General features: G+C 60.5%; 18 protein-coding genes. 11 read left to right on the top strand and 7 right to left on the bottom strand.

Annotation, left to right across the window (positions count from 1 at the left end; genetic code table 11):
* The first annotated feature begins 201 nt into the window (after nucleotides 1-201).
* Genes arnB through arnF form a run of 7 tightly spaced genes read left to right on the top strand, consistent with a single transcriptional unit; the run spans nucleotide 202 to nucleotide 7628 of the window.
* Nucleotides 202-1338: a UDP-4-amino-4-deoxy-L-arabinose aminotransferase gene (gene arnB, locus I6L44_RS15260; protein WP_216952254.1), complete on the top strand. Its 1137-nt coding sequence runs from the start codon at nucleotides 202-204 to the stop codon at nucleotides 1336-1338.
* Nucleotides 1339-1344: 6 nt separating this feature from the next.
* Nucleotides 1345-2325, top strand: coding sequence for an undecaprenyl-phosphate 4-deoxy-4-formamido-L-arabinose transferase (gene arnC / locus I6L44_RS15265; RefSeq protein WP_216952255.1), 981 nt, complete (start codon nucleotides 1345-1347; stop codon nucleotides 2323-2325).
* Nucleotides 2322-4313 carry a bifunctional UDP-4-amino-4-deoxy-L-arabinose formyltransferase/UDP-glucuronic acid oxidase ArnA gene (gene arnA / locus I6L44_RS15270; RefSeq protein WP_216952256.1) on the top strand — a complete coding sequence of 664 codons (1992 nt, stop codon included), beginning with the start codon at nucleotides 2322-2324 and terminating at the stop codon, nucleotides 4311-4313. Before arnC ends, arnA begins: the two co-directional genes overlap by 4 nt.
* Entirely contained in the window at nucleotides 4306-5205 is a 900-nt protein-coding gene (gene arnD, locus I6L44_RS15275; RefSeq protein ID WP_216952257.1) for a 4-deoxy-4-formamido-L-arabinose-phosphoundecaprenol deformylase, read from the top strand. The genes arnA and arnD overlap by 8 nt, the downstream gene beginning before the upstream one ends.
* A 31-nt stretch (nucleotides 5206-5236) precedes the next feature.
* Nucleotides 5237-6880: a lipid IV(A) 4-amino-4-deoxy-L-arabinosyltransferase gene (gene arnT / locus I6L44_RS15280; protein WP_216952258.1), complete on the top strand. Its 1644-nt coding sequence runs from the start codon at nucleotides 5237-5239 to the stop codon at nucleotides 6878-6880.
* A complete protein-coding gene (locus I6L44_RS15285) occupies nucleotides 6880-7224 on the top strand; it encodes an EamA family transporter (protein ID WP_216952259.1) in 345 nt (114 codons plus the stop codon). Before arnT ends, I6L44_RS15285 begins: the two co-directional genes overlap by 1 nt.
* Complete coding sequence (gene arnF / locus I6L44_RS15290; RefSeq protein ID WP_216952260.1) at nucleotides 7221-7628, top strand: 4-amino-4-deoxy-L-arabinose-phosphoundecaprenol flippase subunit ArnF; 408 nt, start codon at nucleotides 7221-7223, stop codon at nucleotides 7626-7628. The genes I6L44_RS15285 and arnF overlap by 4 nt, the downstream gene beginning before the upstream one ends.
* A 72-nt stretch (nucleotides 7629-7700) precedes the next feature.
* Here arnF and I6L44_RS15295 read toward each other — a convergent pair whose 3' ends face one another.
* From I6L44_RS15295 to yqhD, 7 genes are all read right to left on the bottom strand, one after another.
* Nucleotides 7701-9029, bottom strand: a complete 1329-nt coding sequence (locus I6L44_RS15295; RefSeq protein WP_216952261.1) for a CoA-disulfide reductase — start codon at nucleotides 9027-9029, stop codon at nucleotides 7701-7703.
* A gap of 97 nt (nucleotides 9030-9126) precedes the next feature.
* Nucleotides 9127-10527, bottom strand: coding sequence for an L-cystine transporter (locus tag I6L44_RS15300; RefSeq protein WP_088870353.1), 1401 nt, complete (start codon nucleotides 10525-10527; stop codon nucleotides 9127-9129).
* A gap of 133 nt (nucleotides 10528-10660) precedes the next feature.
* A complete protein-coding gene (locus I6L44_RS15305) occupies nucleotides 10661-11947 on the bottom strand; it encodes a serine dehydratase subunit alpha family protein (protein ID WP_216952262.1) in 1287 nt (428 codons plus the stop codon).
* 279 nt (nucleotides 11948-12226) lie between these two features.
* Entirely contained in the window at nucleotides 12227-13003 is a 777-nt protein-coding gene (locus I6L44_RS15310) for an ABC transporter substrate-binding protein (protein WP_216952263.1), read from the bottom strand.
* Nucleotides 13004-13101: 98 nt separating this feature from the next.
* A complete protein-coding gene (pntB, locus tag I6L44_RS15315) occupies nucleotides 13102-14586 on the bottom strand; it encodes a Re/Si-specific NAD(P)(+) transhydrogenase subunit beta (protein WP_005339759.1) in 1485 nt (494 codons plus the stop codon).
* Between the two features lie 11 nt (nucleotides 14587-14597).
* The gene (pntA, locus tag I6L44_RS15320; protein ID WP_216952264.1) at nucleotides 14598-16124 is read right to left on the bottom strand and encodes a Re/Si-specific NAD(P)(+) transhydrogenase subunit alpha; all 1527 of its coding nucleotides are present in this window, start codon (nucleotides 16122-16124) and stop codon (nucleotides 14598-14600) included.
* Nucleotides 16125-16631: 507 nt separating this feature from the next.
* On the bottom strand, nucleotides 16632-17795 hold the full coding sequence (gene yqhD, locus I6L44_RS15325; RefSeq protein WP_139476757.1) for an alcohol dehydrogenase: 1164 nt from the start codon (nucleotides 17793-17795) through the stop codon (nucleotides 16632-16634).
* A 157-nt stretch (nucleotides 17796-17952) separates the two neighbouring features.
* On the opposite strand from yqhD, the gene I6L44_RS15330 reads away from it, so the two are divergent.
* The 4 genes from I6L44_RS15330 (at nucleotide 17953) to I6L44_RS15345 (ending at nucleotide 21421) form a co-directional block, all read left to right on the top strand.
* A complete protein-coding gene (locus I6L44_RS15330; protein ID WP_005339751.1) occupies nucleotides 17953-18855 on the top strand; it encodes an AraC family transcriptional regulator in 903 nt (300 codons plus the stop codon).
* A 17-nt stretch (nucleotides 18856-18872) separates the two neighbouring features.
* On the top strand, nucleotides 18873-19385 hold the full coding sequence (locus I6L44_RS15335) for a lipocalin family protein (RefSeq protein WP_216952265.1): 513 nt from the start codon (nucleotides 18873-18875) through the stop codon (nucleotides 19383-19385).
* Nucleotides 19386-19841: 456 nt separating this feature from the next.
* On the top strand, nucleotides 19842-20498 hold the full coding sequence (locus tag I6L44_RS15340; RefSeq protein WP_198284053.1) for a DUF969 domain-containing protein: 657 nt from the start codon (nucleotides 19842-19844) through the stop codon (nucleotides 20496-20498).
* On the top strand, nucleotides 20498-21421 hold the full coding sequence (locus tag I6L44_RS15345; RefSeq protein ID WP_216952266.1) for a DUF979 domain-containing protein: 924 nt from the start codon (nucleotides 20498-20500) through the stop codon (nucleotides 21419-21421). Before I6L44_RS15340 ends, I6L44_RS15345 begins: the two co-directional genes overlap by 1 nt.
* Nucleotide 21422: the final 1 nt, after the last annotated feature.

Raw genomic sequence — 21422 nt, forward strand, 5'->3', positions numbered from 1 at the left:
TTTCCATATTAAGCCACGCCATCAAAACGGCAGTAATTGTTACCAAGTGTTGCTATGCGCTTGAATAAAAACTCGTTATTCAGCTACTTTCAAAATATATCGAGCAATCTCGACACTTTCCCCAAGCATATTTCCAGTGAAAATCAGCAATGCAGATTTTCATCGTCATTTTATTTTTTGCGACATTAAGACCGGAGTCGTATGAAAGACTTTCTGCCATTCTCAAAGCCTGCCATGGGCGAGGCCGAGATCCGTGCCGTCAGCGAGGTGTTGCAATCGGGATGGATCACCACGGGCCCGAAAAATCATGAGCTGGAGCAGCGTTTCTGCGAGACCTTTGGCTGCCAGCATGCGGTCGCGCTTTGCTCCGCGACCGCGGGCATGCATGTCACCCTGATGGCGCTGGGGATTGGCCCGGGTGACGAGGTGATCACGCCCTCCCAGACCTGGGTCTCCACCATCAACATCATCACCCTGCTGGGGGCCACCCCGGTCTTTGTCGATGTGGACAGGGATACTCTGATGGTCAGCGCCGACCAGATAGCGCCGCTCATCACCCCCAACACCCGGGCCATCATCCCGGTCCACTACGCAGGGGCACCGGTCGACCTCGACCCCATCCTCGCCCTGGGTCGCCAGCACGATATTCCAGTCATCGAAGATGCCGCCCATGCAGTCGGCACCCGCTATCGCGCGCGCTGGGTCGGGGAAACCGGCACCGCCATCTTCTCTTTCCACGCCATCAAAAATCTTACCTGTGCCGAGGGAGGAATGCTGGTGACCGATGACCAGGCGCTGGCCGACAAGGCTCGCATGCTGAAATTTCACGGCCTGGGAGTCGATGCCTTCGACCGCATGACGCAGGGACGCAAGCCGCAGGCGGAGGTGATCATGCCGGGCTTCAAATACAACCTGGCCGACATCAACGCCGCCATCGCCCTGGTGCAGCTGGCCCGCCTGCCCGAGCTCAATGCCAAGCGGGTCGAACTGGTGTCTCGCTACCATGAACGTCTGGCCAACCTGCCGCTGGCACCGCTGGCCATCCCCACCTACCCCCATCTGCATGCCTGGCACCTCTTCATGGTGCGGGTCGACCCCGAGCAGTGCGGCCTCGATCGCGATCAGCTGATGCAGGCGCTGCAGGAGCGAGGCATCGGCAGTGGCCTGCATTTTCGCGCCGCCCACACCCAGAAGTACTACCGGGAGCGCTATCCGGATCTTTCGCTACCCAACACAGAGTGGAACTCGTCACGGCTCTGCACCCTGCCCCTCTTCCCCGACATGACGCTCTCCGACGTGGATCGGGTTGTGGCAGCCCTGACCGACATACTGGAGTAACAATACGTGAACCATAACGACATCAAACGGGTCTCAGTCATCATCCCCGTCTACAACGAGGAGGCGAGCCTGCCGGAACTGCTGCAACGGGTGACCGACACCTGCGAGCAGCTGAGCCAGGATTACGAAGTGATCCTGATCGACGACGGCAGCAACGACCGATCCGCCACCATCATCAGCGAAGCCGCCAATCGCGAAGGGAGCAAGCTGGTCGCCGTGCTGCTCAACCGCAACTATGGCCAGCATGCCGCCATCATGGCCGGCTTCGAGACGGCAACAGGGGATCTGGTGATCACCCTGGATGCCGATCTGCAGAACCCGCCGGAAGAGATCCCGCGGCTGGTCGCCAGCGCCATGGAAGGGTATGACGTGGTCGGTACCATCCGCCGCAACCGGCAGGACTCCTGGTTTCGCAAAACAGCCTCCCGCTTTATCAACAAGTCGGTACAGCGGGCCACCGGCGTCCAGATGAGCGACTACGGCTGCATGCTGCGTGCCTATCGCCGCCACATCATCGACGCCATGCTCTGCTGTCAGGAGCGCAGCACCTTCATCCCCATCCTGGCCAACAGCTTTGCCCGCCGAACCACAGAGCTGGAGGTGGGCCACGCCGAGCGGGCCCACGGCGAATCCAAATACGGCCTGATGCACCTTATCAACCTGATGTACGACCTGGTCACCTGTATGACCACGGCCCCGCTACGTCTGCTCAGCATCGTTGGCAGCCTGGTGGCGGGGATCGGCTTCACCTTCTCGATCCTGCTGCTGCTGCTGCGCCTGTTACTGGGCGCCGACTGGGCAGCAGATGGCGTCTTCACCCTGTTTGCCATTCTCTTCACCTTTGTCGGCGTACAGCTGATCGGGATGGGGCTGCTGGGTGAGTACATAGGCCGCATGTATACCGATGTGCGCGCCCGCCCCCGCTACTTCATTCACCAAATCGTTCGCTCCACACCGGATGCTTCGCAACAGGAAACTCAATCATGAACGTTGTCGTCTTTGCCTATCACGATATCGGCTGCACCGGTATCGAGTCACTGCTTCAGGCCGGTTATCAGATCCAGGCGGTCTTCACCCACGCCGATGATCCGGGCGAGAACCGCTTCTTCGGTTCGGTGGCCCAGCTCTGCGCCGAACATGACCTGCCGGTCTACTCTCCCGAAGACGTGAACCACCCGCTCTGGGTCGAGCGTATCCGCGAACTGGCGCCCGAGGCCATCTTCTCCTTCTACTACCGCAACCTGCTCAAGCAGGAACTCCTCGATATCCCGACCGTCGGGGCCTTCAATCTGCATGGATCCCTGCTGCCTGCCTATCGTGGCCGGGCGCCCATCAACTGGTGTCTGGTCAACGGCGAACGCGAAACCGGCATGACCCTGCACCGGATGACAGCCCGTGCCGATGCCGGCGATATCCTTGCCCAACAGGCAGTAACCATTGCCCACGATGACACCGCGCTGACCCTGCATGGCAAGATGCGCCAGGCAGCCCGCGCCCTGCTGGAAGGGGAGCTGGTCAAACTCAAGCGCGGTGACGCCACCTTCACCCCGCAGGACGAGAGCAAGGCAAGCTACTATGGTCGCCGCACCCCGGCCGATGGCGAACTGCACTGGGATAAGCCCGCCAGGGATCTCTATAACCTGGTACGTGCCGTTACCCAGCCCTACCCGGGAGCCTTCAGCTTCGCCGGTGATCGCAAGCTGACGGTCTGGCAGGCAAAGCCGCTGGCGATCCAGAGCGACCAGCAGCCGGGCACCATTCTCTCCCACGACCCGCTGCGGGTGGCCTGTGGTGAAGGGGTGCTGGAGATCCTGGCCGGTCAGGTCGAAGGGGGGCTCTATGTACGCGGCGCCCAACTTGCCCGCGAGCTGGGGCTGATGGAAGGGATGAAGATCGGCGACAAGGCGAGCAAGGCCATGCGCAAGGCACGGCTGACCCGGGTGTTGATCCTCGGCGTCAACGGCTTTATCGGCAACCACCTCACCGAGCGCCTGCTCAAGGATGGCGGCTACGAGGTCTATGGCCTCGACATCGGCTCCAGCGCAGTGGAACGCTTCATCGGCCACCCCCACTTCCACTTCGTGGAGGGGGACATCAGCATCCACACCGAGTGGATCGAGTACCACATCAAGAAGTGCGACGTGATCCTGCCGCTGGTGGCCATCGCCACCCCCATCGAGTACACCCGCAACCCGCTGCGGGTGTTCGAACTCGACTTTGAAGAGAACCTCAAGATCGTCCGCTACTGCGTCAAGTACCACAAGCGCATCATCTTCCCCTCCACCTCCGAGGTGTACGGGATGTGCGACGACCACAGCTTCGACGAAGATGAATCCCGCCTCATCGTCGGCCCCATCAACAAACAGCGCTGGATCTACTCGGTCTCCAAGCAGCTGCTGGATAGGGTGATCTGGGCCTACGGCAAAAAAGAGGGGCTCAACTTCACACTGTTCCGTCCCTTCAACTGGATGGGCCCACGCCTCGACAGCCTGGACTCTGCCCGCATCGGCAGTTCCCGCGCCATCACCCAACTGATCCTCAATCTGGTGGACGGCACCCCGATCCAGCTGGTGGATGGCGGCGCCCAGAAACGCTGCTTCACCGATATCGAGGATGGCATTGAAGCCCTGTTCCGCATCGTCGAAAACAGGGGCAATCGCTGCAACGGCCAGATCATCAACATCGGCAACCCGGATAACGAGGCGAGCATTCGCGAGATGGCCGAGGTGCTGCTCGCCAAGTTCGAGGCCCACCCGTTGCGCCACCACTTCCCGCCATTTGCCGGCTTCAATCTGGTGGAGAGCAAGTCCTTCTACGGCGACGGCTATCAGGATGTCTCCCACCGCCGCCCGAGCATCCGTAATGCCCGCAAGCTGATCGACTGGGAACCGACCATCGAGATGGAAGAGACCATCGGCAAGACACTGGACTTCTTCCTGCAGGGGGCGGTCACGACGGGAGTCGAGCATGACTGAAGTGGGTCTGCGGATCGACGTCGATACCTTCAGGGGAACCCGTGACGGGGTTCCCCGCCTGCTGCAACTGCTCGACAAGCATCAGGTGAAGGGGAGTTTCTTCTTCTCGGTCGGTCCGGACAACATGGGGCGCCACCTGTGGCGCCTGCTAAAACCCCGCTTCCTGCTCAAGATGCTGCGTTCCAACGCCGCATCCCTCTATGGGCTCGATATCCTGCTGGCTGGCACCGCCTGGCCCGGCAAGTCCATCGGCAGAGAGCTGGGTTCCCTGATGCGCGACACCGATAAGGCGCACCATGAGGTGGGGCTGCATGCCTGGGATCACCACGGCTGGCAGGCCAATACCGGTCGCTGGGACGAAGCCGAACTGATCCGCCAGACCCGGCTCGGAGTCGATGCCCTGAGCGAGATCCTGGGGCGCGAAGTGGATTGCTCCGCCGCCGCCGGCTGGCGAGCCGATCCCCTCACCACCCAGGCCAAGGAGCAGTTCGGCTTTCGCTACAACAGTGACTGCCGTGGCTGCGGCCTGTTCCGTCCCATTCTGGAGGATGGTCGGCCCGGCACCCCGCAGATCCCGGTCAACCTGCCCACCTTTGACGAGGTGATTGGCAGCCAGGTGACGGCCGAGCGCTTCAACCACTTCCTGCTGGAGCAGCTGACTGCGGCACCGCAACCGGGCCCCCATGTCTACACCATCCACGCCGAGGTGGAGGGGATCGTCATGGCCGAGCAGTTCGATCTCCTGCTCGATGAAGCCAGGTCGCGCGGCATCCACTTCATCCCCCTTGGCAACCTGCTTCCCCCCGACCCAGCCCTCTTGCCGACCAGCCATCTGCTGCGCGGCTCCCTGCCAGGACGCGAAGGGTGGCTCGGTTGCAAGATGACGCCATGAACCCGCTCGCCAGATTGCAACAGAGAATCTCATGAAGATGACCCGATGGGCCCTGCCCCTTTTCTTCCTCGCCTTTTACCTGCTGCCACTCAACCAGCGGATGCTGTGGAGCCCGGACGAAAACCGTTACGCCGAGATCAGCCGGGAGATGATCACCACGGGTGACTGGGTGGTGCCCCACTTCCTTGGCCTGCGCTACTTCGAGAAACCCATCGCCGGTTACTGGTTCAACAGCCTCAGCCAGCTGCTGTTTGGCGAGAGCAACTTTGCGGTCCGCTTCGCCTCGGCCGCAGCCACCGGCCTGAGCTCCCTGCTGATCTTCTGGTTCGCTCTGCAGCTGTGGCAGTGCCGGCGTACAGCGTGGTTCGCCAGCCTGATCTATCTCTCGACCCTGATCGTCTACGGCATCGGCACCTACAGCGTGCTGGATGCCATGGTCACCCTCTGGCTCAATGCCGCCATGGTGAGCTTCTACCTCATCCTGCAAGAAGGGCCGCCCGGTCGCAGAGTGGCAGGCTATCTGCTGTTCGGCCTCGCCTGCGGCATGGGCTTTCTCACCAAAGGCTTTATCGCACTGGCGGTACCCGTGGTAGCCATCATGCCCTACGCCATCTATCAGCGCCGCCTGCGCGAGCTGGTATGTTTCGGGCCGCTGGCCATCCTTAGCGCGGCTCTGCTGGTCGCCCCCTGGGCCATCGCCGTACACCTGCGCGAGCCGGACTACTGGCACTACTTCTTCTGGATTGAGCACATCCAGCGCTTCGCCTCGGAAGATGCGCAGCACAAGGCGCCATTCTGGTACTACCTGCCGATGGGGCTGCTCGGCACCCTGCCCTGGCTCGGCCTGCTGCCGGGGGCACTGAAGCAAGGATGGCAAGCGCGCAAGAACAGCCCGGAAACCCTCTATCTGTTGGCCTGGGTGGTGTTGCCGCTGCTCTTCTTCAGCATTGCCAAAGGCAAGCTGCTCACCTATATCCTGCCCTGTTTCGCCCCGCTGGCCATGCTGATGGCCACCAGCGCCGTGGACAAAATCAAGGAAGTTAAAGAGCGGGCCTTCAAACTCAACGCCTGGCTGAACGGCCTGTTCGGCCTCATCGGACTGGTAGTGCTGACCGTGCTGGCTTTATCCCGCGACCAAGCCATCTACGGTGAAGAGGATCACGGGGCACTGTCGGTGGCCATGGCCATCTTTATCGGCTGGTCCCTGCTCGGACTCATCCAGTTGCAGGCGGTCAGTCGCCGCTGGGTCCTGAGCGCGCTCTGCCCCATGATACTGGCCATCGGCCTGCCCTGGGCGCTGCCGCAATCACTGATCGACTCAAAGCTGCCAGAGCGTTTCATCGAGACCAATCAGGCCGTGCTGCAGGGTTCAGAGACTCTGCTGGCCAGCGATCCGGGACTGGCATCCGCTCTCGCCCGGAGCACACGGCGCGGCGAGATCATGCTGTTCGACGACAAAGGAGAGCTAGCTTACGGCCTGGGCTATCCGGATGCCAAGGGCCGCTATGTTGCCCGTGCAGAGTTCCCGAGATGGTTGGCACAAGCGCGCGAGAAGGGGCAAGTTGCCCTGCTGATGAAGACCGATCACGACGGAGAGACCGGCCCTCTGCCCCCTGCCGACGAGACCCTCGTCAGCCACCGGCTGACCCTGCTCATCTACCATGGAGTACGCTGATGGATATAGTGCTGCTATTACTGGTGTGCCTGCTGACCAGCAGCGGCCAGATGCTGCAAAAGCAGGCCGTTATCTGCTGGCAGCGTAACCCCTGTAACCACCTGCAAAAGCTGCGTTCCCCCTGGCTTGTTGCCAGCGTGGCAGCACTTGGCAGTGGCATGCTGCTCTGGATTTATCTGTTGCAACGACTGCCGCTGAGCATGGCCTACCCCATGCTCAGCATTAATCTGGTGCTGGTGCTGCTCGGCTCACGCCTCTTTTTCCACGAGCCGGTGAGCAGCCACAACTGGCTGGGAGCTGCCACCATCATCGTCGGCGCCCTGCTGCTGGGAGGCCTGCGATGAAGGGCTATCTCTACGTGTTAGGCAGCATAGTGCTGGTGACGGTGGCGCAGCTCTGCATGAAGTGGGGAGCGATCAGCCTCCCTGCATGGCAGGCCGATCCCGCCGTGATGCTGGCTCACCCCCTGCCACTCCTCACCATCGTCATCGGCATCCTCTGCTACGGGCTATCGCTGCTCTGCTGGCTGGCCGCGCTGCACTCCACACCGCTCAATATCGCCTACCCACTGCTCAGCACCAGTTACGGGCTGGTCTATCTGCTGGCGGTGAGCATGCCGGTCTTTGCCGAACCGCTGGTGGCAAGCAAGGCGGCAGGTGTTGCGCTTATCTTCTTCGGCGCCGTGCTGGTCGGCAGCAAACCGGCGACAGGCAAGCCGGAGCGGCAAGATCCCCCTGCCAATCCCTGAGGCAGCTTTAAACAAAAAGAAGAGGCGGCCCCCTGTGCCGCCTCTTCTCATTTTCCGCCTGACCAGCGCCTGTTACTTCGCGACGTTACCCGCCACGTTCAGGGCATCCCAGGTGCGGGAGAAGGGCGGCGCGTAGGCAAAGTCCAGCATGCCGAGCTGCTCGGTGGTCACCCCCATGGTGATGGCCACTGCCAGCGCGTCGATGCGGTGGACCGCCCCCTTGCGACCGAGGATCTGGCCGCCCAGCAGCCGCTTGCTGCCCGCCTCATAGACCAGTTTGACGTGAATGTCGGACTGACCCGGGCAGTAGTTGGTGTGGCACTTGTCCTTGATCACCACGGTGCGATAGTCGATGCTCATGGCCCTGGCTTCCTGCTCGGAGAGGCCGGTTCGGCCCGCCTCCAGCCCCAACACCTTGAGCGCGGCAGAGCCGAGAGTGCCCGGGAACTCCTGCTCGGCCCCCGCCAGGTTCTCGCCCACCATGCGCCCCAGCTTGTTGGCGATGGTGGCGAGCGGTACATAGACCTGCTGCTGCTTCACGCTGTGCCAGACGCTGGCACAGTCACCGGCCGACCAGACGTTGGCGAGCGAGCTGCGCCCCTGACGGTCCACCTTGATGGCGCCGTTACCGAGCCGCTCGATGCCGGTATCGGCCAGAAACTCGGTGTTGGGCTTGACCCCGGTGCAGACCACCACAATATCGGCCTCGTACTCGCCCTGGCTGGTACGCACGCCGGTCACCCGGCCATCCCCCATCAGCGCTTCAACTCGCTCACCCAGATGGAGAGAGACCCCCTGCTCGCGCAGTTCGGTTTCGATGTGCTGGGTGATCTCGCCATCAAACGCGTCGGGGATGACCCGATCCGCCAGCTCGATGAGACGCACCTCCTTGCCCTGATGGACCAGCGCCTCGACCACTTCCAGCCCGATAAAGCCGGAACCAATCACCACGGCGCGGCGATTATTCTTGTCTTGCACCGCAGCTTTGAGCGCCAGCCCGTCGGCCATCCGGCGCAGACCGAATACCCCTTGCTGCTGCAAACCGGGGATGGGGGGCATCACTTCGCGGGCACCGGTGGCAATCATCAGCCGATCGTAGCGATCGGTGAAGATGTCGCCATTGTGCTCCACCTGCAGGGTCTGGGCAGTTGCGTCAACGCTCAGCACCCGATGGCCAATCTTGACCTCGATCCCCTTGGCGGCAAACTGCTCGGGGGTGAACTCGGCCATGTAGCCGGGCTCCTGAAACTCGTCACCGACGAAGTAAGGCAGGCCGCAGGCACCGAAAGAGATCACCTCGGAGGTCTCATACACCACGATTTCGGCATCTTTGGCCAGACGGCGTGCCTTGGCGGCCGCGCTCATACCGGCGGCTTCGCCACCGATGATCAGAATTCTCATTGTTTTTCCTCTCAATGGCGCAGGGAGGGCATGCCCTCCCTGCGGTCTATGACGGGAAAGGGTCGCCCCTTTCCACAGGCAGATCAACCGACGCAAATCAGACGGTGGACTCTTCGCCGTCCAGACTCACTTCGTGATCGCTGTTGAACACATGCATGTCGGTCTCGCCCATCAGGCGGCTGGTGACCGTCCCTGCGGTGATGGAGCCGGAGACATTGAGGGCAGTGCGGCCCATGTCGATCAGCGGCTCGATGGAGATGAGCAGACCGGCCAGCGCCACCGGGAAATCCAGCGCGGAGAGCACGATCAGCGCGGCAAAGGTAGCACCGCCGCCAATCCCGGCCACCCCGAAGGAGCTGACGGTAATGATGGCGATCAGAGTCATGATGAAGCCCGGCTCCATCGGGTTAACCCCGACGGTCGGGGCAATCATCACTGCCAGCATGGCCGGATAGATACCGGCACAGCCGTTCTGGCCGATGGTGGAACCGAAGGAGGCGGCGAAGTTGGCGATCCCCTCCGGAATACCCAGCGACTTGGTCTGGGTCTGCACGTTCATCGGGATGGAGCCCGCACTGGTGCGCGAGGTGAAGGCAAACGCCAGCACCGGAGTGATCTTCTTGAGGAAGCGCAGCGGGTTGATGCCGACCATGCTCACCAGCAACAGGTGCACGACAAACATGATCGCAATGGCGCCGTAAGAGGCCATCACAAAGCTGAGCAGGTTAAGAATATCCGCATAGTTGGAGCCGGAGACCACCTTGGTCATCAGCGCCAGTACGCCGAACGGGGTCAGGCGCAGCACCAGGGTCACCATTCGCATCACGATGGCATGAGCCACAGCCACGAAGTGGCTGAAGCTGGCGAAGATCTCCGGCTTCTTGCGGGCGATGCCGGTAGCGGAGAGGCCAATGAAGATGGAGAAGATCACCACGGCGATGGTGGAGGTCTTGCGCGCCCCGGTCATGTCGAGGAAGGGGTTGGCGGGAATGAACTCCAGCATCATCTTGGCGAAAGACATGCTCTCGACGCTGCCGAGGGTGGTCTGCAGCGCGGCACCACGGGCGCTTTCGGCGGCACCGGAGGTGAGCCCTTCAGCGGTCAGGCCAAACAGGTTGGACATCAGGATGCCCGCCCCGGCGGCGATGGCGGTGGTGAAGATCAGCACGCCGATGGTCATGGCGCTGATCTTGCCCAGCGCGGTGCCACCATTGAGCTTCAAGATAGCGCTGATGATGGAGACCATGATGAGCGGGATGATGATCATCTGCAGCAGCTTCACATAGCCGCTCCCCACGATATCCAGATAGTCGATGGTCTGAACAATGACGGGCGAGCCTGCACCGTAAAGCAGTTGCAAAGCGGCGCCGAACAGAATACCGAGCCCCAGACCGGCAAATACCCGGCGGGTGAAGCTCACATGTTTTTCCTGTAACCGGTAGAGAAAGAACAGCAAGATGGCGGCGATGGCCAGATTGCCGATAACGCTAAATGTCATGGTATGACTCCCCAAAAAGTGGGCTTGGGCCCGAGAAACAAGAGCAAGCGCCATGCTTGCCCTGGCAACCGTGTCAGACGGTCTGCGCCGTCGTGACAAGAACAAGGGGGTCTATCGCCCCCTTGTCACAGATTCACTGCTTCTGCTGTTTCGCTCGCATGATGTTGATGATTTCGATGTCTGTATCCAGCATCCCCTCTTTGGAGAGGCGGCCCAGATTGGCGATGGTCTGGTCCACATCGTCGGAGACGATCCCCTCGCTCTGGGGGACGTGCAGGTTGTTGATAGCCATCAGCGAAGACTTAACCGCCGCCGAGGTGGAGGTGGAGACCTTCATGGAGCAGGCGCTGCCCGCGCCGTCGCAGATGATGCCGGAGACATCGCCAATCATGTTGTTGATGCAGTGGCTGATCTGCTGATACTGGCCGCCCAGCAGCCAGGTGATGGCGGCACCGGCCCCCATGGCGGCGGTACTGGCGGCACAGAGGGCCGACAGCTTGTTCTGATAGGTCTTGATGTAGATGGCCACCAGATGGCTCATCACCAACGCCCGGGTCAGCTGCTCGTCGCTCGCCTTGAGGAAGCGGGCGGCCGCGACCACCGGCATGGTGGCGGCAATGCCCTGATTGCCGGAACCGGAGTTGGACATGGCGGGCAGCATGGCGCCATCCATCCGCGCATCGGAGGCAGCGGAGGAGAGGCGCATGGCCAGGGTCATCAGATCGTCGGAGAGCAGCTTGCGCTCCACCTGCTCGGTGAGGATCTTGCCGATCTTCAGGCCGTAACCCTGCAACCCTTCATCTGCCAGCGCCTGATTCATGGTGGCGGCATCGCGGATAAAGTCGATCTCCGCCAGCGGCACTTCCAATGCAAAATCGACGATCTCCCGCAGGGTCATGGCCGGTTTGGCGGATTTGGCCGGCTGGATCTGCACGCCGGGAGCGCTGGCCTGCGCCATCAGCACCTCGCCATCCTTCTCCATCAGGATGATGCGAGTGTGGTCGGTACAGATCACCACCCGGGCACTGTGCCCTTCAACTTCGGCCAGCACCTCGGCATAGAGCACGTCCGGCACATCCTTCACATCCACCTTGATGACCGGCAGCAACGTCTTGGCCGCTTCCACCTGTTCTGGTGTAAGGGTCTTGAGCACCTCCAGCCCGGCATCCGGGTTGCCGCCGGTGATGCCGACCGCAGCGGCCACCGGAAGACCGATCATGCCGGTGCCCGGCACTCCGACCCCCATGCCGTTCTTGAACAGATTGCCACTGACCCAGACGCTGATGCGGGTCGGAGTCTCCCCCAGCAGCTTGCGGCAGTTGGCCGCCGCCAGCGCCACCGACATCGGCTCGGTACAGCCCAGGGCCGGCACCACTTCACGCTTGAGCAGGGTAATAAAGTCGGTCCATTGTGGTTTCATCTGTGCATTCTCATCTTGGTGGCGCAATGCCTGTCATCGCCACAGGCAACAGCATGGCAAAAAAGGGTGACACGGGATCAACATCAAGCAGGAGCGCGTCGCCAAGGCGTCGCGAGAGAGGTGGCCGTCTGATGACTGCCCCATGCAAATCAACTTAATTTGATTCTAATATCAATAAAATCAAATTAAGTTGCGCAACATCGCTTTTTTAGCGCCATTATGCCCGTCTTTTAACAAAGCGCGACAATTTGTGATGCAACGCACAGACGATGGAGTCACCTAGAGATGATAGCGGGCCAGCAGCTGCTGGTAGGCCGGGGTCTGCTTGAACTGTTTCAAGGCGGCCGAGAAGCGCCTCGCCAACTGGTCATGGCCGGGCTTGTGGGTAAATCCGAGAAAGTTGCGGTTATCGTCGGTCAGCAGGCGGCGACCATTGAACACCTGATCCTGCAGCCCCTGGGTACGCAGCAGATAACGACCAACTTGTTCATTGAGCACGACACCATCCAGTCGGCCGGCCATCATCAGATGCAACTGCTTGACCATCTTGCCATCGCCCGTCATGGCGACCCTGATCACCCCTTCATCGGCCAGAAAATCGGGGCTGTAGGCATAGTCGGCCTGAATGCCGATCCGCAACCCCTTGAGGTCGGAGAGCTGCCTGAAATCCACCGGACGAGCCGATGGATAGAAGAGCACTTCACCGCTGTAAGAGAGCGGCTCTTCGGGGTAGTGGAGCCACTCTTGGCGATCCTTGTTATAGAAGACGTCGAGTACCGCATCCCCCTGCCCGAGGCGGGCCTGTTGCAACACCCGCTTCCATGGCAGCACCTTCACCTCGGTGCGATAGCCGAGCTGCTGCAGCACGGTGCGAGCCAGCTCGAGATCTGCGCCCACCAGCTCCCCCTTGTCGCTGTGCATCACATAGGGGGGCCACAGTTCTGTCAATATGGTCAGGGTCGGCTTGTCATGAGCCATAGCCATGCCACCGACGAGAAGAGATGCCAGCAGCCAGCCGTACCACCCGATCCTTCGCCAACCCTGACACCACATCATGGAGATCCCTCATGGTCCGTATGGATTGAGGATATACAAGGGATGAGCAATAAAAAAGGAGGCCGAAGCCTCCTTGATATTCACTCTCTGAATGGCACTTACAGTGCTTTCAGGATTGCCTCGACGCTGGCCTTGGCATCGCCAAACAGCATCTGGGTATTTTCCTTGAAGAACAGCGGGTTCTGGACACCGGCGTAGCCAGTGTTCATGGAACGCTTGAAGCCGATGACGTTCTGCGCTTTCCATACTTCCAGCACCGGCATACCGGCGATCGGGCTGCCCGGATCTTCCATCGCAGCCGGGTTGACGGTGTCGTTGGCACCGATCACCAGCACGGTATCGGTATCGGCGAAGTCATCGTTGATCTCGTCCATTTCCAGAACGATGTCATACGGGACTTTCGCTTCCGCCAGCAGCACGTTCATGTGGCCAGGCAGACGACCGGCAACCGGGTGGATACCGAAGCGCACCTTGACGCCACGGTCACGCAGCTTCTGGGTGATTTCAGCCACCGGATACTGGGCCTGCGCCACCGCCATGCCGTAGCCCGGGGTGATGATGACGGAGCTGGAGTTCTTCAGCAGGTCAGCCACTTCCTCGGCGCTGGTTTCGCGGTATTCGCCCATCTCCTGATCAGCCGTGGAGGCCACGCCATCGGAGCCGAAGCCACCGGCGATCACGGAGATGAAGGAGCGGTTCATCGCCTTGCACATGATGTAAGAGAGGATCGCACCGGAGGAACCCACCAGAGCGCCGGTGACGATCAGCAGGTCGTTGGAGAGCATGAAGCCCGCCGCCGCTGCCGCCCAACCGGAGTAGGAGTTCAGCATGGAGACCACCACCGGCATGTCGGCACCGCCGATGGAGGCAACCAGATGCCAGCCGAAGGCGAAGGCGATCAGGGTCATCACCAGCAGGGCGAAGGTAGAGCCGCCGGCGTTGACGAAGTAGACCATCAGCGCCAGAGAAGCGACCACGGCCAGCAGGTTCAGCTTGTGGCGGTGCGGCAGCATCAGCGGCTTGGAGGAGATCAGACCGCGCAGTTTGCCGAAGGCAACCACGGAACCGGTGAAGGTCACGGCACCGATGAAGACGCCCAGGAAGATCTCGACCAGATGGATGTTCAGCATGGCGCCGGTCAGGTGCTCGACCTGAGCAACGCTGTTGGCCTGCTCGAACGCCGCACGGGCGGCTGCCAGGGTGGCATCCAGGTTGGAACCGACGGAGACGACCACCTCAGCAGGTGCAGAGGGGTGCAGATCGATGAAGCTGTTGAAGCCCACCAGTACTGCCGCCATACCCACGAAGCTGTGCAGCACGGCCACCAGCTCGGGCATCTCGGTCATCTCGACCTTGAGCGCCAGACGCACGCCGATGGCACCGCCGATCACCATGGCCAGGATGATCCAGTGAACACCACTGGTCTCCGGGTTGAATACGGTGGCGAGCAGGGCGATAGCCATACCCGCGATACCGAACAAGTTGCCATGCTTGGCCGTTTCTTGCTTCGACAGTCCCGCGAGACTGAGGATGAAGAGCACGGCGGCAACGATATAGGATGCTGTTACCAGTCCTTGAGACACGTTAAACCCCCTTAATCCTTACGGAACATCTTCAGCATGCGCTGAGTGACGGTGAAGCCGCCGAAGATGTTGATACTGGCAATCAGCACGGCGACGAACGCCAGCGCGGTGACCAAGGTCGACCCTTGCCCGATCTGCAGCAGGGCACCGACCACGATAATGCCGGAGATGGCATTGGTGACCGACATCAGCGGCGTATGCAGGGCGTGCGAGACGTTCCACACCACGTAGTAACCGACCACACAGGCCAGGATGAATACGGTGAAGTGGGAGAGGAAGGCTGCCGGGGCAACGGACGCAATCCAGCCGAAGGCGGCGATGCCGAGAGCACCGAACACGAACTTCTTGTTGGAAGGCTTGGCCTCTTCCTTCTTGGCGGCCGGTTTGGCGGCGGCCGGTTTCTGCGGAGCGGCAGAGACGGAGATGGCGGGCGGCGGGAAGGTCACTTCACCGGCCTGGATCACCGTCATGTTGCGCTGAACCACGTCTTCGAAGTCGATAGCGACGTTGCCGTCCTTCTCCTTGCACATCAGCTTCATCAAGTTGACCAGGTTGGTACCGTAGAGCTGGGAGGATTGGGCAGGCAGACGACCCGGCAGATCGGTGTAACCAATCACCTTGACGCCGTTGGCGGTGACATGCAGCTCACCCGGCACTGTGTATTCACAGTTGCCGCCAGCCTGAGCGGCCATGTCCACGATGACGGAGCCCGGCTTCATGCTGCCGACCATCTCTTTGGTGATCAGCTTGGGAGCCGGCTTGCCCGGGATCAGGGCGGTGGTGATGATGATATCCACCTCTTTGGCCTGCTGGGCGAACAGCTCCATCTCGGCCTTGATGAACTCATCGGACATGACTTTGGCGTAACCATCGCTGGATGCGCCATCTTCGCCACCGAAGTCCAGCTTGAGGAATTCCCCACCCATGGATTCGATCTGCTCGGCCACTTCCAGACGGGTATCGAACGCACGCACGATGGCACCGAGGGAACCGGCCGTACCGATGGCAGCCAGACCGGCAACACCGGCACCGATCACCAGTACCTTGGCAGGCGGCACTTTACCGGCTGCGGTGATTTGACCGGTGAAGAAGCGACCGAACTGGTGCGCAGCTTCAACCACGGCGCGATAGCCACCGATGTTGGCCATGGAGGAGAGGGCATCGAGGGACTGGGCACGGGAGATCCGCGGTACCATATCCATCGCCATCACATTGATGTTGCGCTCGGACAGCTTCTTGACCAGCTCAGGGTTCTGGGCAGGCCAGATGAAGCTCACCAGAGTGGCGCCATCTTTAATTTGTGCGATCTCGGCATCGGTCGGCGCATTGACCTTGAAGATAAGGTCGGCTTGCCAGACATTCGGCACCACGCTGGCACCGGCAGCCTCGAAGGCGGCATCATCGAAGCTGGCCGACAGGCCTGCGCCGGTCTCGATGGCGACCTCGAAGCCGAGCTTTTTCAGCTGCTCGACGGTAGCCGGGGTCGCTGCGACCCGGGTCTCACCGGCGAGACTCTCTCTCGGTATTCCAATCTGCATGACTATTCCCTGATGGTTAATAAACAATCGCTGCCCAGTGTCTCACTTCTGACGAAACAAGACATGACCAAAGTGCAGGTCCAGGGCTCTTTGTTATGAAAATCAGTAGGCTTTACCTCAACCTCCTGTCATGGTCAGGCCCCCGCTTTTCAGGCGCGAAGGTGATTAGTATCAAATTTTGGAGTTTTATTACAACCGCAGTCCCGACGGCACTCGTACAGAATTCAGCCCATCCCTGGCTACGATTAAAAAAAACAAACCAAATTAGAGGCTTATACCAGTAAAAACGGCTGAAAAAAGTGATCCAACCAGTCAAAAAAAATGTTTTACCGGCCCTCTATCTTAGCGTTTTTTGTTCTTACGAAATCCGCTTTCGTCTCACTTCTCGCAGCGAAACGCCGAAAAGTAACATTTTCCCAACAAAAGCGGGGCCACTCAGCCGCCAGAAGGCGGGAGAGGGCCCCGACAATTCAATCGTTTCGCCCGTTTGGCGCCGATTGACGGCCCTTACCAGGCCGCTTCATAAATATGCTGGCTCTGCACCAGATCGATATCGCTGTGCTCGCCCAGACGGGTCATGCCGTGCTCACCCAGCTTGCCGATCAGGGTGTCGATACCCAGATCTTTGAGACCGTAGTCGCGCAGTCGGGTCTTGACCCCCATCCGCTCGAAGAAGTCGCGGGTCGCAGCGATGGCATCGTCGATGCGCTCCGCTTCGCTGCCGCTGTTCAGACCCCACACCCGCTCGGCGTATTGCAGCAGCTTGGCATGTTTCTGTTTGCGCTTGGCCTGCAGCAGGGCAGGCAGCACCACCGCCAGAGTCTGGGCATGGTCGAGGCCATGCAGGGCGGTCAGTTCGTGACCCAACATGTGAGTGGCCCAATCCTGTGGCACACCGGCACCGATCAGGCCGTTCAACGCCATGGTGGCGCTCCACATGATGTTGGCGCGCACCTCGTAGTTGTGCGGCTCGGCCAGCGCCTTGGGGCCCTCTTCGATCAGGGTCAGCAGCAAGCCTTCGGCGAAGCGATCCTGCACCTTGGCATTAACCGGATAGGTGAGGTACTGCTCCACGATGTGAACAAAGGCATCCACTACACCGTTCGCTACCTGACGCTCGGGCAGGGTGTAGGTGAGCACCGGATCCAGCACGGCGAAGCGCGGCATCACGAACGGCGAGAAGAAGTGCACCTTGTCGCCACTGCTGCGACGGGTGATGACGGCGCCCATGTTCATTTCAGAACCGGTCGCCGGCAGGGTCAGCACGGAACCGAGCGGGATGGCGGAGCGCACTTCGCTGCCAACGGTTTCGAGAATGTGCCAAGGATCCTTGGCCGGATCGTAGTGCGCGGCAGCGGCGATAAACTTGGTGCCATCGAGCACGGAACCACCACCAACGGCGAGCAGGAAGTCGACCCGCTCGGCACGGGCCAGCTCCACGGCGCCCATCAGGGTCTCGTAGGCCGGGTTCGGCTCGATGCCGCCAAATTCAAACAGGGTCATGCCAGCCAGCTCGTTGCGGATCTGCTCCAGCAAGCCGCTGCGTACCACGCTGCCGCCACCGTAGGTGATCATGACGCGGGCATCGCTCGGAAGCTGCTCGCGCAGCTGGGCGATCTGCCCTTGGCCGAACAGGATTTTGGTCGGGGTATGGAGAGTAAAGTTGTTCATCGACATTGCCTTCTTCTGATAGTCAGGGCGGCCTGGCCGCGAAATCGTGATTGCATTTTTCTCCAGAACCACCCTACCATCAAGACAATATCCTGCTTGATTCTTGCCTATTTCTACAAAGCAGCGAAAACCGGAACTGTCGAATCAAAGAGCGCCCATGCAAAACCGTTACAGCGACCTCGCAACCAGATTGACCCGCCACGTCACCGCCCCCGGCATCACCCCATCACCGGTGAAACAGGTCAACCTCATCTATACCACCGAGCACCATGGCCGCACCCCGGTGCTCTACCAACCGCGGATGATCGTTATCCTGCAGGGACACAAGGTGGGTTATCTGGCGGATCAGGTGTTTCGCTACGACCCCAACCACTATCTGCTGATGACCCTGCCGCTGCCCTGCGAGTGCGAGTGCTTCGCCTCCCCCGAGCAGCCGCTTATCGGGTTTACCATCGAGATCGATCTGGTAACCCTGCAAGAGCTGCTGCTGGAGCTGGGCGATGCCCTGCCCGCCCCCGCGCCACAAAAGAGCGGCGTCCACTCAGTCCCCCTGTCGGAAACCATGTTTTGCGCTGCCGAGCGACTGATCGAGCTGATGGACAACCCGCTGCACGCCAGGGTGCTGGGACCGCAGACGGTGCGCGAGATGCTGTTCCACGCCCTCACCGAGGGGGGCGGCCCGGCGCTGCAGGCGCTCGCCAATCGCCACAACCATGTGGGCCAGATCGCCCGGGTGCTGCGTATGATAGAGTCCCGTTATGCCGACAACCTCACCATGGAGGAGCTGGCGCGGGAGGTGAACATGAGCGTCTCCGCCTTTCACCACCACTTCAAGGCGGTCACCGCTACCTCGCCGCTGCAGTACATCAAGTCGTTTCGCCTCCACAAGGCGCGGATGATGATGTTGCACGACGGCATCAAGGCGGGCACCGCGGCGGCCAGAGTCGGTTACGAGAGCAACTCCCAGTTCAGTCGGGAGTACAAGCGCTTCTTCGGCAGCACGCCGACGGATCAGGCCTCCCGCTTCCGGGATGGCCAGCTGCGCATCATTGAGGGATAACAAGAGAGGGATTACTTATGCGTTCACTGCTTTGCCTGTTCACCGCTTTGCTGCTGACGGCCTGTACCGGGATTGCCGACGGCATTCGCCCCGTTACCGGCTTCCAGCTCGACCGTTATCTTGGCACCTGGTACGAAATCGCCCGCCTCGACCACAGCTTCGAACGGGGGCTGGAGCAGGTGAGCGCCACCTACAGCCTGCGGGACGATGGCGGCGTCAAGGTGCTCAACCGCGGCAAGCAGCGCGATGGCAGCTGGCGCGAAGCCGAAGGCAAGGCCTACTTCGTCGGCAACCCGGACGAGGCGCGGCTCAAGGTGAGTTTCTTCGGCCCCTTCTACGGCGGCTACAACGTCATCGAGCTTGATCCCGATTACCAGCTCTCGCTGGTGACCAGCTACAACCACGACTACCTCTGGATCCTCTCCCGCTCACCCAACCCGCCCAAGGCGAAGGTAGATGCGCTGGTCGCCAAAGCGAAGTCGCTGGGCTTTGCCACCGACCAGCTGATTTGGGTCAAGCAGACCCCCTGAGACAGCACCGGTGGCGATGCCGTCGCCACCGGTTCTCTCCGCCTCTCCCTTTCACTTTCCTCACCCCAGCTCCGAACAACCACAGTCATACCCAGCCATTCGCTGACGGTTGCCAGATAGACATTGCGCAACAATCCCCATCACCCACCAACGGAAGAGAATAGCGATCATATTGTCAGCCCAATTTTGTCGCCAGGCTCCCCAAAATAATCTGAATGACTGATTAGGGGGCAAAAAAAAGCCTGGACGGTGCAGGACTCACCATTTACCAGCGAACAATAAACCGGCAAAAACCCCCAACATAAAACCAATTGAATCCCTTTTTGGGGATTTTTTGTTGCCATCGCAGTAACCAGATGATAAACAGCTCGGCCACCCCAAAATGCATATAAATATTCACTTTAACGAGGTGATTAATTGGAATTTATTAAATTAAGCGGAATTCTTATTATTTTATTGGGATTTTATTTCAAACTCGACACTCTGGCCGTCGTACTGGTGGCCGCCGTCACCACGGCGCTGGTCTCCGGTCTCTCCATGACCGATTGCCTCTCCCTGCTGGGGGAAGCCTTCGTCTCCAACCGCATGGTGACGCTGTTTCTGCTGACCCTGCCGATGATCGGCATCTGTGAACGCTACGGCCTCAAACAGCAGGCGGTCACCCTGATCGAACGGATCAAGAAGCTCACCCCGGGCAAGTTCATGACCCTCTATATGTTTATCCGCGAACTGGCCGGTCTCTTCTCGGTGCGGGTTCAGGGTCACACCCAATTTATTCGTCCGCTGGTCAACCCCATGACTCAGGCTGCCGCCACCAAGGTACACGGCAAATTAAGCGAAGAGGACGAGGAATATATCAAGGCAAGGGTTTCAGCCACCGAAAACTACGGCAACTTCTTTGCCCAGAATACCTTCGTCGCCTCCGCCGGGGTATTGCTGATCGTCGGCACATTTGAATCTCTTGGATATAGCGTCTCTGCCGTCGATATTGCCAAGGCATCCATGCCGATCGCCATTATCGCCCTGCTGATGGTGGCTATTTCCAATATGTGGTTTGACCGTCAGATGGCCAAGACATATACCGTGAGCAGCGACAAGGAGGGGCAACAATAATGGCGACCCTCATCCCCAACATGCTCGAATTCTTTTATGTGCTGATCGGCGTCATCCTGTTCAGCAGCGCCTGGCGCGTCCTGCGTGACCCCAGCCACCCGGCCAAAATCGGTACCGCCCTGTTCTGGACCATCCTGGGTGTGCTGTTCGCCTTCGGCAGCTATATCCCCAATGTCATCAATGGCGTGCTGATCCTCGCCATGGGGGTCATCACCCTGCTCAAGCAGGTGAAGATCGGCAAGCTGGAGCAGGCGAGCGAGGAGGAGTCCCAGCGCCACGCCAGCCGCATCGGCAACCGGATCTTCCTCCCCTGCATCCTGCTGGCCGTGCTGGCGGTGGTGATCGCCCAGTTCACCCCCCTTGGCGGTCAGGTCGGTATCGGTCTGGCGGCGGTCATCGCCTTCGTCATCACGGTACTGCTGACTCGTGCCACCCCCTCTACCGTAGTGGGTGACTCCGACCGGATGATCCAGCAGGTCGGCATTACCGGCATTCTGCCGCAACTGCTGGCCGCGCTCGGGGTGATCTTCAACAAGTCCGGCGTCGGCGATGTCATCTCCCACGGCATCTCCACCGTAGTGCCGGTCGGCAGCCCCTTCGTCGGGGTGGTGGCCTACTGCCTCGGCATGATGGTCTTCACCATGATCATGGGCAACGCCTATGCCGCCTTCACGGTCATCACCGCCGGCATCGGCATCCCCTTCGTCATCGCCCAGGGCGGTGACCCGGTGGTGGCCGGGGCGCTGGCGATGACCGCCGGCTTCTGCGGCACCCTGATGACCCCCATGGCCGCCAACTTCAACGCCCTGCCCGCCGCCCTGCTGGAGATGAAGGATCTCAACAAGGTGATCAAGGTGCAGGTACCGATGGCGCTGACGCTGGTGCTGATCCATATCGCCCTCATGTATTTCTGGGCATTCTGAC

This window comes from Aeromonas sp. FDAARGOS 1414 (assembly GCF_019047065.1).
Classification (GTDB): Bacteria; Pseudomonadota; Gammaproteobacteria; order Enterobacterales; family Aeromonadaceae; genus Aeromonas; species Aeromonas veronii_A.